The sequence below is a fragment of the Mesorhizobium neociceri genome (genome assembly GCF_013520985.1).
In the GTDB taxonomy this organism is placed as follows: Bacteria; Pseudomonadota; Alphaproteobacteria; order Rhizobiales; family Rhizobiaceae; genus Mesorhizobium; species Mesorhizobium neociceri.
Map to the genome: position 1 here is coordinate 340,088 of NZ_JACDTY010000004.1, position 12,679 is coordinate 352,766.

Sequence of the window (12,679 nt, forward strand, 5' to 3'; positions counted from 1 at the left end):
GCTTAATTGCAGAAGCGGGAGCAGCCATCGCCGTCGCCATCGCCCCTCCGCCCCCCGCTGCCCACAGGTGGCGTTGGGCTGTCAGGGAATTCCATCACCACTCCTGGCAATGCGCCGTCCGTGGAGTCGCAGACTTTGAGCGAGCCGCCGAGTGCCGACGCACAAATTGCGCTTACGTCCAATCCAGGACCCGGTGCGCCTGGCAGGCCGGTGCCGGCTATCCGGTCGATACTGTCCAATATCGGGAAGGTGTCGATTCCGCCGTAGCCGGCCAGCAGCTTGCCATCTTCCGACGTGCAGGCGTAGCCCGGGTTTGTGATGACCAGCCGTTTGCCATTGATCGTGCAGGTCATACGGCCGGCGCGCAGTATGCCGACGGTCTGGCCGGCTGCCACCAGCACTTCGATGATGCCGCCCCTCGCGCCGAGCACCATATGCGGCGTCGCAACCTGCATGACGCCCCGTTTCGAAACCTGGCCGCCATAAAAACGGGCCAGGCCGCTGTTCATGCCGATGTCGATCTTTCCCGATCCGGAGCCCGGATTGTAGACGAATTCATCGATCGTCAGGCTGGTGTTCGGACCTATCTTGGCGCTCGATTCATCCCGGAACACCAGCATTCCAAGACCGGTGGGATCGCTGCGCAGCTGGTCGCCGAGTTCGACGCCGGCACCGACGTTCATTGTCCCACCGTTATTGCGAACGATGTTGGTCTGATAGGCTGTCATCGACCCAACCGTCTCAGCGGCGGAGGGCGCCGCGAAGGCAAGGCAGGCGATAACAATCGCGATCGGACGGTACCTCATCGCGGCCCTTTCAATTGAGCGTCAACGTATAGCTCAGGAGCATTTCGAACGATTTTTGGTCTCGGTTGGCGATGGCGAAGTTGGTTTCTCGATAGGCGAGATCAACGCTGATCTTCTGGGCTTCCGTCATCTGAAAATCGCTTTCCGAGGCAATGCGCCAGAAGTCGCTCTTGATATTTGTGCCGATGCCGACAGACAGATCGGGAGTGTCGCTGTGGCCGGCCGAGAAGGCGATCTGGTGCGACCATGCGAAAAGATCCGGTACTGTCATCAACAGGCCGCCATAGCGGACCTCGCCCGTGTAGCTGCGACCGATTTCGCCAGATTCTGAAGCGAAGTCATTCGAGCCGACAAAGCGCAGTCCGAGCGCCTGGCCATTACGGAAGCGGTAGCTGCCGCCTGCCTCATACAAGACCCTGCTATCGGCGAAAATGCCTTGCGAGGCGCTTAGATCGATGTAGCCGCCACCGGCGAAGAGGGTCGTCTCGACCGTCGGGCGAACGAGGAAACGTCCACTGAGGCCGACGCCGGTTTCGTGGATATCGCTGTCGAAACGATCTGTCACGGTAAACGCGGAAAGCAGCAGGCGAAGCGAATCGATCCCACTGTTGGGCAGCCCCTTGTCCCAGGTGATCGCTGCGTTGCCGTGGACAAAAGTCTTCTCGCTGCCCGGAACCGACAGGTCTTCCGTGAAAAAACGCTCTGTCGCCGTCAACGATCCCGAAAGAACGAGGGCGTCAGCACTTGGCGTGCCGAGGTCCCACCGAACAAAGCCGTCGGCCCGCCCGTAGGGCGAGACGAGGCTGTCGTCGTCCTGCGCCCCGCCTGGCTCAAAATCGGTGAATGCGCTGAATACGCCTCCAGTCAGGGCGAGTTCCCAGGTGACGCCACGCAACGCGCGCTCGATGCGGGCCAGCAAGCGAACAGCTTCCTGCTGCTCACTCGCGGTCAGACCACCGACTTCGATGCCGTACTGCACCTGCCGCCGGGCCAATTCATAGGACCCGACATGATAATACAACCGGCTGGCCGCAAGCCGCGCGCGGGCGTCGCGGGGGTATTTGATCAGATACTGCTCGATTGAGGAGATCGCCTGATCGTATTGTCCCGCGTTGACCGCAACCGTGACGAATTGGGCGAGTGTTCCATTGTCGGCCGGACTGGCGATGCGGGCCGAAAACGCATCGTCATAGACCGTAAAAAGACCTTGTGCGCCGGCCGGCAATACGCCGCTAAAAAGCAGCGCTGCGGCCAAGCCGAAGATCGTTCGAGCCGAAGATAGCATGCCGAGAACCCACCCGAACCCGACTAGTGCGAAGGATTTAGCACGACCACAAGAAAAAAGGCGACGGGACTGTCACCAGACCGTGCGAGCTTCAGCAGCTGTTGCAGTTGCGCAACAAATTTTGGGTTCATTCCTATTTCGGCTACGCTGTTTGCCAAAACATCTTCTCAGCGTTGCTGAACGCAATTGGAGTATCCGGCACTAGCGGCAAATAATTCAAACCCCTAAGTGGGACAAGATCTATATTGTTTGCGCATTTCTGCGCATATCCGGTCACCGAATGAGGCTTCAAGGTCACTCACGGATCATCTAAAGGTCTTCCGTCGCGTTGCGCAAGGAGTCGAAATGCTGAGGTGTTCCTCACGATGTGTGCGCGAGCCGGGCTCTCGCAATTTCTCCGAACGCGACGAGGTCAACTCATTGCCCCCAAATTCCCAGGGACGCGTGACTGGACGCGCCTTGCTACAGCACGAGCATGGTGGCCAGCCACAGCATCAGGCCCATGCCTACGATATCAGTCAAGGTAGTGAGGAAGATCGCCGAAGCGACCGCCGGATCGGCGCCGACCCGGCGCAGGCCCAACGGGATCAGCACGCCGGAGATTCCGGACAAGAGGCACGCTCCGGACATGGCAAGCAGGATCACAAGTGCCAGCATGGGCGCTTGGGCCGCCGACTCCGGCTGCCTCGAGGCGTAGAACCACATCGCCGCAGCCGCAAGAAGGCCTACGAGCAAGCCGTTAGCGATCCCGAGCGCGCCCTCTCTCATCACCAAGTGCAGCTTCGGTCTTTTGTCCACATCCCCCAGGGCAAGGCCACGCAGCGTCATGGCCAGTGCCTGGCAGCCGGTGTTTCCGCTCTGCCCGGCCAAGACCGGGAGGAACGCCGCCAGGGCGACGATCTTCTCGATCGTGCCTGTGAACGAACTGACCACGAATGCGGCCAGGAAGGCCGTCAGGAGGTTCAACTGCAGCCACGGATGACGCTTCAAGAAGGCTGAAAACAACGGCGTAAAAGAGCGCTCCTCCTTCTGGACACCTACCATCTGGCCAGACTGGGCGGAAATCTCAATGATTTGCTGCTCGAACAAGCGCCAACCGCGAACCTGCCCGAGCAGCCGGTTCTCCGCGTCCACCACCGGGTAGACAGGGTAGTGACGCCGTACCGCTGCCTCGCATGCGTTGCTCAAAGGGAGATCGACATTGAGAGCGAACGGCTTGGGCAGCATGATCTGATCGACAATGGCGACCGGTTCGCTCAGCATCAGATCGCGCAGGACCACCAGGCCAACCAGTTTATTTCCCTCGTCCGTGACGTAGAGATAAGTCAGCTCGGTCGGCACCTGGGCGCGTCTGACAGCTTCAACCGCGGCAGCAACTGTCGTCCCGACAGGAACGCTGGCGGAAATCGGGTCCATCAGCTCGATGAGCGACTCGGGCATCGCGATATCCTTGCCACCGTCATGAGACCCGATGGGCCGCATATGCAGTGGCAAATGCTCGGCCACCTTACGGGCGTGCCCGTCCGGCAACAGCTTTAGTGTGTCGCGGATGAACTCGGGAGACTCTCTGGCGAGCAATTCAGCTGCGTCATCGGGTGCTCGGGCACGTAGCGTGCGCACCAACTTCTGAACGCCGGTCTCTTCTTTCATTTGCTATAGCCCCCAATTGAAGGTCACATAGTATGTAAAGTACCGGATCGCACCAGTGCGGAAATACGACTCTTCCGGCCCCAGCAGCAGTCCGCCTTGTGGTTCTCGACGTTATTTCGGCCTAAGCGCGATGCGGGTCCCCTCAGGGCGCCCAGTCGCACCTGCGGCGAAAGCCATTGACGGCGGACAGGAGGAGGGCAAGCCGGCATCGGAGCTGCGCGCCCCTAGACGGGCTCCAGCCGGCAACGTTGCGGTTCGGCTCGGATCGCGCCTTGCGATGCTGCAAACACAAGCGATACAGGATACAATTACCGGAGCGAATGCGTTCCTCGGATGGCTCAAAATGTCCTCCGCCGATTCTCTCGCCGCGAGATTATTGTCGGCGACATTGATGTTCGATCGTGCGTCGTTGCTGGCGCTCGAGGCTTTGGCTGCCGAATCCGACCGTCGGGTCCTAAGGCGCGGTGAGGTCCTGGTTCGCGAAGGCGATCCATCGGACAGGTTCTTCGTCGTGCTGTCCGGTCGCTTTACGGTACACAAAGGAGATCGGATTGGCTCGGTCGCCGAGATCGCACAGGGCGAACTAGTCGGCGAAATTGGTTTCTTTGCAGGGCTGCCCCGTACGGCCACTGTCCTTGCAGCGCGCGATTCGATCGTCCTTGAAATCAGTCGTAATCATTTCGAGAAGGCGGCTGAGGCTCTGCCGAACCTGAGAGAGGCGGTCACAATATCTCTGGCGCGTCGGTTCGCCACGCAATCTCCGATTTTGTCACGTCTCCAGAAACCTGCCAAAATCCGAACGCTTGCCATCATTGCAGCCGGCGGAAGTCGCATCTCACCGGTTTTCATCGGGCACCTACAGCAAGAGTTCGGCGCGGTCACGCGCGCTCAGTTCGTTTCCCGGCTTGACGTCCACGCGAAGTTCGCAGGTCGTCCGATCGACGACCAGCCGGTCCTTAACTGGTTGAACGAACTGGAGGCGCAAGCTGAATTCGTTGTCTACGTCGCCGATGAAGAACCTAATGAATGGACACGAGTCTGCATTCGCCAGGCCGATGCCGTCCTGCTGCTGGCGAACGCGTCCTCCTCGCCTCGCTTGAACACGTCCGAGGAATTGGCGCTATCGGTCCATCCACCATCGACCGGTCGGCTTGTCTTAATTCACGACAATCGCTCGGCTGCGGTCTCCGGCACCTCTGCGTGGCTCGATGAGCGCCCCCATGTCGGCCAGCATCATCATGTTGCACTGGAGGACGCGTCTGATATCCAGCGCCTGGTCCGATTTATTTCCTGCAAGGCACGTGGCTTCGTGGCGGCGGGGGGTGGGTCCCTGGGCAGCGCCCATCTGGGCGTTTACAAGGCCTTCGTCGAGGCGGGCGGCCGCTTCGACTATCTCGGCGGGACAAGTTCCGGAGCGGCGATGATGGCCGGCTTCGCAAGAGGGTTGGACGCGGAGCAGATCGACCGCGGCACGCACAACGTATTTGTCAAGAGTCGGGCGTTTCGGCGCCCCACCTTGCCGCGTTTCGCGCTTCTAGATCACAAAGCCTTCGATCGAGCCCTTCGGGAGGAATACGGCGACGTTCTGATCGAAGATCTTTGGTTTCCGTTCTTTGCGCTTTCGAGCAATCTGAGCAGCCGTCAGCCCCTTGTCCACCGTCGTGGAAAACTCTGGCAAGCCGTTCGCGCATCCGGCTCGCTCCCGGGTGTCCTGCCGCCGTTCTTTACGGCTGACGGCGATATGCTGGTGGACGGCGCCATCATGAACAATTTGCCGCTGGATCAGATGAGGGAACTCAAGACCGGCCCCAATGTCATCGTGAGCTTCGGGTCCAGTGCACCGCAAAAATACCACATCGACTATGACCGCATCCCCGGAAGATCGGAACTGGCGATCGCCCTGCTGAACCCTTTCGGCCGTGCCCGCCTGCCGCAGATTCCGAGCATGCTTCAGGTTATTGCCGCGAGTATTCTGGCACACGGGCCGCAGGACATTGCCGTCGGCGACGAGGATGTCTTGGTCTGTCCGCAGGTTTCGAGCACCTTCATGGATTGGAGTCGACATTCCGAGTTGTTTTCGGACGCCTACGACCGCACGGCGCAATGGATCGAGGAACGTCTCCGCCAGAACGACTCAGGGCTCCGGGCGGTGCTCGGTTGAGCAGGTCGGCGAGCGCATCGAGTTGATCGGCCGCAGGAACGACGACCGGCTGTCGGATTGCGAGAGCGGCGGGCGCCGAGAAAGGCGCCTCGTAATCCTGAATCGCAACGTCGCCAGGGATGACGCACGGCGCCGCCCGATCGCGGTGCGGACCGCGGCCTCCAGCACCTCCGGTAGCTGCGATGGATGGGAAACCAGCTCGCAGACGATGCCGATCTGGATATCCAGGTCGCGCGCCAGGCGCCGCACGTGGGCAACTGGCGCGACCGTGGCCTCCAGAACGGTCGTCGGCTGTGTCTGCTTCTGGCTACCGCAAAAATGAACTCTATGACCGTGTTGAAGCGCGAAGCGGACATTCGGGTCCGCTCCCCTCAGGACGCCCAAGTCGCGCCTGCGGCGAAAGCCATTGACGCCGAACAGGTAGAGGGCAAACCGGCATCGGAGCTGCCCCGCCACTAAAATCTCAACACCCAGGCTTCCACTTTTCCCTTGCCTTTGACTTCGATAACGCCGCGCGGCTCGAAAATGAATTGGTCCTTGAGCTGTTCGTAGACGGGGCGCGTCACCTGAACAGAGTCGGGAACTCCACCCGACTCCATGCGGCTCGCCAGGTTCACTGTGTCACCCCATAAATCATAGATGTACTTGCTCTTCCCAATGACTCCGGCGACCACTGGCCCGCTGTTGACGCCAACCCGGAGCTTCATCGAGACGTTGTGTTCCATCGCGTGCTCGCGGGTAATGTGGACCATGCGGATGGCCATGCGGACCATGCGCTCGGCGTGGTTGGCCACCGGCACGGGCAGGCCGCACACCGCCATATAGGAGTCGCCCACCGTCTTGATCTTCTCGATGCCGAGATCATTGGCGGCAACGTCGAAGCGCGTGAAGAGTCCGTTGAGAAACATCACGACATCGTGCGGCGGCATTTCCGATGTCAGTGCCGTGAACCCGACCAGGTCCGCGAAGGCGACCGTGACCTCGGCGAAGCCGTCGGCGATCCTCTCCTCGCCAGCGCGCAGCCGATTGGCGATCGGTGCCGGCAGGACGTTGAGCAGCAGCTGCTCGTTCTCGCGGTTCTTGGTCTCGATCACGACATTCTTCTGGTGCAGATCCTCAACCATGCCATTGAAGGCCGAGCAGAGCTCGCCAATCTCGTCGCGCGTGCGGACCGGCACGCTGGTCGCATAGTCGCCAGCAGAGAAGCGTTTCACCCCGGCAGTCAGATCGCGGAGCGGTCCGAGCAGCGCGCGCGAAAGCCAGGCGGCGGTGGCGGCGACCACGAGCATCGCCAGTCCTCCGACGAGCAACAGATCCCGGCGGAGTTCGGCGATCGGTGCGAAGGCCTCGGCGCTGTCGATCTTGGCGACGAGAGCCCACTTGACACCGGAAATCGCGAGCGGTCCCCATGAAGCGAGCGTCGGGACGCCACGGTATCCGACGATCTCGCCCGTGCCCTCGACACCGGCGAGCGCGGCACGGGAGGCCTTGGTGTCGATGCGCTGATGCAGCACTGGTGTCCCGTAACGCTGAATGACAGCGATCTCCTCGTCCGAGGCGCCGACGGATTTGAGGTCGGCGAAGAAGTTATCGCGGTTCTCGTAGAACGCCCGCGGGCCAGAGCGCGCCAGATAATCGGGTCCGACGAGATAGGCCCCACCCGTGTCGCCGAACCCTTCCTGCCGCCAGCGGCGGTTACCGGTGACGACGTTGTCGATCTCATCATTCGACAGTTTCGCGACCAGCACGCCGATGACGACGCCCTGGGCAATCACCGGTGCCGCCATGAAGGCGATCGGTGCGCCGCCTGATGGCGCATAAGAGGCGAAATCCTCCAGGCAGATGGCTGACGGGTCTGCGATCTGCGAGCAGCGGGCGACGGCCGCCGCGACGTTGGTGCTGCGGTAGGGACCCAACTGAAGAGACGTGGTGAAATCCACCTCCTTCTCGACCGTATAGATCAGGCGACCTGATTTGGGATCGGCAATCAAGAGATCGAAAAAGCCGACCGTGGTAGCCGCAGCGCGCATCAATGGATGATATATGGCATGCAGCCTGGAGTATTCGCTTCCGTCGCCGGCGTCGTCGAGAAGCTTCCGCCGCTCCGCCGGGTTGGGATTTTCCACAATGTAGTGATACTGCAGATGGTAGGGGGCACCATCGACCGGCAGGTAGTCCGACAGGGCCGGTTCCCTGCCAAGGGTGCGCGTCATTCCGGGGATGAAGTTCTCAGCGTACCAATCGCCGACCTTCTGCCGCAGTTCAGGCGGAGCGCCTGCCCGGTCGAGCTGGTCGACCGCGGTCCGGAACTCGCGTGTCGCATCGACCACCATCTTGGAAGTGGCAAGCAGGCGCAGTTCCGCCTGGATCGTGCGGAAGTAGGTTTCGACCTGCCGCGTCTTGGTCTGACGGGCGGCCGTGAGTTGGTCGAAGACTGCTTTTTCGAGGGCGTCGCGGGCGCGGAAGTAACCGAGCGTCCCGGTCACCAGGACCGCGATCGCGCCGAGAAGGACGAGGGTTGTAAACAGCTTTGCAGCCAAGCCCCAGCCCGCGGGGCTGGATGAGCCGGTCACATCTGGAGAAGACATGAGATCTTACTTTGCTTTTGCATCAGGTCTTCGGAAACAGGAGCGTCGGCGTCGCGTCGGACGGCAAGCCAGGATCGTGTTTCATCTGTTCCCCCTCTCCCTCGCATATGCATAGCAAATTTACTGCGAGACGTGTGCGGGAATGCGTTGTCGATTTGCCCGTGGGACCGCACGGCAGAAGCGTCGCGGTCTCACGGGCATCGTCGCTCGTTCTATCGCCGGGTTAGCTCACCAATTGCATAGCGCTGCACCGTCGCGATCATGTTCGGCAGCATGATGTCCGGCTTCGGCGGTGCCTTCCTGATGCTCGGCTATTCGGACAAGTTCGTCCCGGATCTCATTGCCGGGCGCGGCTGGCTCGTTGTGGTCGCGATCATCGCGCCGGCATCTGGATGCCGTTCCGGATCGTTGGAGCGATCTTCATCTTCGCGTTTCTCGAGGCTCTGGGGATCCACGCGCAGGTCGTCGGGATTCCGGTTCCCCACCAGCTATTCCTCGTCTTGCCCTATGTGGCATCACTTGTGTTGCTTGCGGGTCTGCGATCGCGCACCCATCAGCCAGTGGCGCTCGGCATTCCCTACAACAGGGAATAGAGACCCTGCCGCTCAACCCGCCGGACGGAAAGGCTTTGCCAGCGAAGCCGGGAAATGCAGCGCCAGCATTTGCCGGTTTCGCGAGATCAGAACCAGTACGATGATGGTGGCGAGATAGGGCAGGGCCGACAGCAGTTCGGATGGCACTTCCAGTCCGAGCGCCTGCCCCTGCAATTGAAGGATCGTCATGCCGCCGAACAACCATGCGCCCAGCAGGATGCGCAGTGGCCGCCAGGTGGCGAACACCACCAGCGCCAATGCGATCCAGCCCTTGCCGGCGGTCATGTTCTCGACCCAGAGTGGCGTGTAGGCGACCGACAGGTAGGCGCCCGCCAATCCCGCCATCGCCCCGCCGAACAGCACGGCCATATAGCGGATCCGGATCACGGGATAGCCGATCGCATGCGATGTCTGCGGTGACTCGCCGATCGTTCGCAGGATCAGCCCGGCCTTCGTGCGGTAGAGAAACCAGCTGATGGCAGCGAACATCACCAGAGCCAGATAGACCATCGGATCGAAGCGGAAGAGCAGCGGACCGATCAGCGGCAGATCAGACAGAACAGGGACGTTGATGCCGTGCAGCGCCTCGATAGGCTCGCTGCCGAAGCCGCGTCCAAGGAAGGCGGACACACCGGAACCGAAGATGGCCAGCGCCAAGCCGGCCGCATATTGATTGGTGAGGAAGGTCAGCGCCAGAACGCCGAACAGCAGCGAGGCGGCGGCACCTGCCAGCGCGCCGGCAAGGATCGCGACAGGCATCGGATAGCCCGCGGTTACGGCCCAAAAAGCCAATGCGGCGCCCATCAGCATCATGCCTTCGATGCCGAGGTTAAGCACGCCGGACTTCTCCACCACGAGTTCACCGAGGGCAGCGAATATCAGCGGCGTGGCGGCAATGACGGTGCCGGTGAAGATGGCAATGAACAGGTCCATCAGGCTGTCTCCAGCGCATGCGTGTCTCGGGCCGGCCGCACCCGACGTACGCGATAGAAAATGAAGAAGTCGGCGGCGAGCAGGAAGAACAGCAGGATGCCCTGGAAGATGCGCGTCAGCGCCGAGGGCAGGCCGAGCGTCATCTGTACGCCTTCGCCGCCGAGGAAAAGCAGCGACATCAACAGTCCGCCGAGAACAATGCCGAAGGCGTTCAACCGGCCGATGAAGGCAACGATGATGGCCGCAAAACCGTAGCCGGGTGAAATCTGCGGCGAGAGCTGGCCGAGCGGCCCAGCGGCTTCCGCCATGCCGGCGATGCCGGCCGCCGCGCCCCCAGCCAGCAGCCCGATCCAGACCGCGGCAGATTCGCGAAAGCCGGCATAGCGGGCGGCAAGCGGTGCCGCGCCGCTGACCGACATCTTGTAGCCAAGGAAGCTGCGGTCAGTGAACAGCCACATCACGAGCACGGCGACGACGGTGATGAAGATCGAAGGGTTGAGCCGATAGGCCGGGTCGAAGGATTCGAACAAGGCGGCTGTCGGCAGAAGTGCCGTCTGCGGGTAGTTGAAACCGGCCGGATCGCGCCACGGTCCATGCACGAGATAGGACAGGAACAGCGTCGCGATATAGGTCATCATCAGCGTGACCAGGATCTCGTTGGTGTTCATGCGGGCGCGCAGGAAGGCAGGGATCGCCGCCCATGCCATGCCGGCGCCCATGCCGGCAACGAACATCAACGGCAACAGCAGCACGCTGTCCGGGTTCGGCCAGAAGAGGCCGACGCCGCTCGCCGCAATCGCGCCCATGGTGAACTGGCCCTCGGCGCCGATGTTCCATACATTGGCGCGGAAGCCGATAGCCAGCCCACAGGCGATGAGGATCAGCGGCGAAGCCTTGAGCAGCCATTCCGACAAACCGTTGAGGGAATTCAACGGCTCGACAAAGAAGGCGTAGAGCGTCGGCAGCGGATCGTGTCCGAGCGAGGCAAAAAGGATCGAGCCGACGACCAGCGTCAAAACCGACGCCAGCACCGGCGCGGCGACGCGCATTGTCGCCGAAGGCTCCGGCCTTTGTTCAATTCTGAAGCGCAACGTCGCCACTCCCACTTGCCATTTGATCCGTGCTCATCGTTCGACCGGTCATCAGCAGCCCGACCTCTTCGCGATCGGTCGTCTTGCGTACCAGCGGCGGTGACACCCGGCCCTGACAGATCACCAGCAGCCGGTCGCAGATCTCGAACAACTCGTCGAGCTCTTCGGAGACGACGAGCACCGCCGCGCCGGCGCGGCTGAGGTCGACGATGGTCTGGCGGATGAAGGCGCTGGCGCCAACATCGACACCCCAGGTCGGCTGGGAAACAAGCAGCAGCTTCGGCTCGAGCGCGATCTCGCGGCCGACGATGAATTTCTGCAGATTGCCGCCCGAAAGGCTCTGTGCCGTCGAGCCTGCACCGTTGGCCTTGACCTTGAACCTGTCGATGATGCCGGCAGCGAAAGCGCTGGCCCTGCGCCTGTCGACCAGGCCCTTGCGGACGGTGCCGAAGCGATGGGCGGTCAGAACCGCGTTCTCCCACAGTGTATGCGACGGTACAGCGCCGCGCCCCAGCCGTTCTTCGGGAACGAAAGCGAGACCGAGCTTGCGACGCTCGTCGGCACGAAGGCGAGCGGCAGCGGTGCCGCAGATCCTGATCGCGTCGTTGTTGTGATGCGTGCGTTCGCCACTGAGCAAGGCGATAAGCTCCGCCTGGCCGTTTCCGGACACTCCCGCCAGGCCGACGATTTCCCCGCCATGAACGTTGAACGAGACATCCTTCAGATTCACGCCGAAATGGTCTCTTGCCTTGACCGAAAGGTTGTTGACCTCGAGCACTGGCTTCTCGCTTGGGGTCGGCGGGCTGACATGCATTTCCGGCAGCTTCGAGCCGACCATCATGCGGGCGAGCTCGAGCGAGGTCGTCTCCTTCGGCCGAGCGGTGCCGGTGACCTTGCCGTTACGCAGCACCGTTGCGGTGTCGCAGAGCTCCTGCACCTCGTCGAGCTTGTGGCTGATGTAGACGATGCTGCAGCCTTCGGCGGCGAGTTGTCGAAGCGTCTCGAACAGCTTGACCACCGCCTGTGGCGTCAGCACGGAGGTCGGCTCGTCAAGGATCAGAAGCTTGGGCGCCTGCAGCAGGCAGCGCACGATCTCGACGCGCTGCCGCTCACCGACAGAGAGGTCATGCACCTGGCGGTGCGGATCGATCGGCATGCCGTAGCGAAGCGAAAGCTCGCGGATCTTGTCGGCAAGCGAGGGCAGGTGGAAGGCGCTGCTTGCCGAGAGCGCGATGTTCTCGACCACCGAAACGGATTCGAACAGCGCGAAGTGCTGGTAGACCATCTCGATGCCGAGCGCGCGCGACGTCGCCGGGTTGTGCGCCGCGATCGGATTGCCGTCGCAGAAGATCTCGCCGGAATCGGCCTGCGCCGCGCCATAGATGATCTTCATCAGGGTCGATTTGCCGGCGCCGTTTTCGCCCAGCACGGCGTGGATTTCGCCGGGCTGGATAGACAGCGAGACATCGTCATTGGCGACGACGCCGGGATAGCGCTTGCAGATGTTGCGCAGTTCTAGACGCGGATGCATGGCGGGTCCTGCCGTGGCGTGAAGCGAGGTTGGACGGGAAC

General features: G+C 61.9%; 9 protein-coding genes. 1 reads left to right on the forward strand and 8 read right to left on the reverse strand.

Annotation, left to right across the window (positions count from 1 at the left end; all coding sequences use genetic code 11):
• Positions 1 to 2: 2 nt before the first annotated feature.
• The 3 genes from H0241_RS11820 to H0241_RS11830 all read right to left on the reverse strand — a co-directional run bounded on the left by H0241_RS11820 (position 3) and on the right by H0241_RS11830 (position 3,741).
• Positions 3 to 728 carry a FecR domain-containing protein gene (locus H0241_RS11820; protein ID WP_181057583.1) on the reverse strand — a complete coding sequence of 242 codons (726 nt, stop codon included), beginning with the start codon at positions 726 to 728 and terminating at the stop codon, positions 3 to 5.
• 88 nt (positions 729 to 816) lie between these two features.
• Positions 817 to 2,061 carry a tetratricopeptide repeat protein gene (locus H0241_RS11825; RefSeq protein WP_181057584.1) on the reverse strand — a complete coding sequence of 415 codons (1,245 nt, stop codon included), beginning with the start codon at positions 2,059 to 2,061 and terminating at the stop codon, positions 817 to 819.
• A 492-nt stretch (positions 2,062 to 2,553) separates the two neighbouring features.
• Positions 2,554 to 3,741: a magnesium transporter gene (locus H0241_RS11830; protein WP_181057585.1), complete on the reverse strand. Its 1,188-nt coding sequence runs from the start codon at positions 3,739 to 3,741 to the stop codon at positions 2,554 to 2,556.
• A gap of 343 nt (positions 3,742 to 4,084) precedes the next feature.
• Between H0241_RS11830 and H0241_RS11835 the strand changes: the two genes are divergently transcribed.
• Complete coding sequence (locus tag H0241_RS11835; RefSeq protein ID WP_181057586.1) at positions 4,085 to 5,902, forward strand: patatin-like phospholipase family protein; 1,818 nt, start codon at positions 4,085 to 4,087, stop codon at positions 5,900 to 5,902.
• Here H0241_RS11835 and H0241_RS11840 read toward each other — a convergent pair.
• The 5 genes from H0241_RS11840 to H0241_RS11860 all read right to left on the reverse strand — a co-directional run bounded on the left by H0241_RS11840 (position 5,876) and on the right by H0241_RS11860 (position 12,638).
• On the reverse strand, positions 5,876 to 6,358 hold the full coding sequence (locus H0241_RS11840) for a hypothetical protein (protein WP_181057587.1): 483 nt from the start codon (positions 6,356 to 6,358) through the stop codon (positions 5,876 to 5,878). The genes H0241_RS11835 and H0241_RS11840 overlap by 27 nt on opposite strands.
• Positions 6,358 to 8,490: an adenylate/guanylate cyclase domain-containing protein gene (locus H0241_RS11845; protein WP_407941739.1), complete on the reverse strand. Its 2,133-nt coding sequence runs from the start codon at positions 8,488 to 8,490 to the stop codon at positions 6,358 to 6,360. Before H0241_RS11845 ends, H0241_RS11840 begins: the two co-directional genes overlap by 1 nt.
• Positions 8,491 to 9,095: 605 nt before the next feature.
• Positions 9,096 to 10,016, reverse strand: coding sequence for an ABC transporter permease (locus H0241_RS11850; RefSeq protein WP_084016228.1), 921 nt, complete (start codon positions 10,014 to 10,016; stop codon positions 9,096 to 9,098).
• A complete protein-coding gene (locus tag H0241_RS11855) occupies positions 10,016 to 11,107 on the reverse strand; it encodes an ABC transporter permease (RefSeq protein WP_181057589.1) in 1,092 nt (363 codons plus the stop codon). The genes H0241_RS11850 and H0241_RS11855 overlap by 1 nt, the downstream gene beginning before the upstream one ends.
• Positions 11,091 to 12,638: an ABC transporter ATP-binding protein gene (locus tag H0241_RS11860; protein WP_181057590.1), complete on the reverse strand. Its 1,548-nt coding sequence runs from the start codon at positions 12,636 to 12,638 to the stop codon at positions 11,091 to 11,093. Before H0241_RS11860 ends, H0241_RS11855 begins: the two co-directional genes overlap by 17 nt.
• Positions 12,639 to 12,679: the final 41 nt, after the last annotated feature.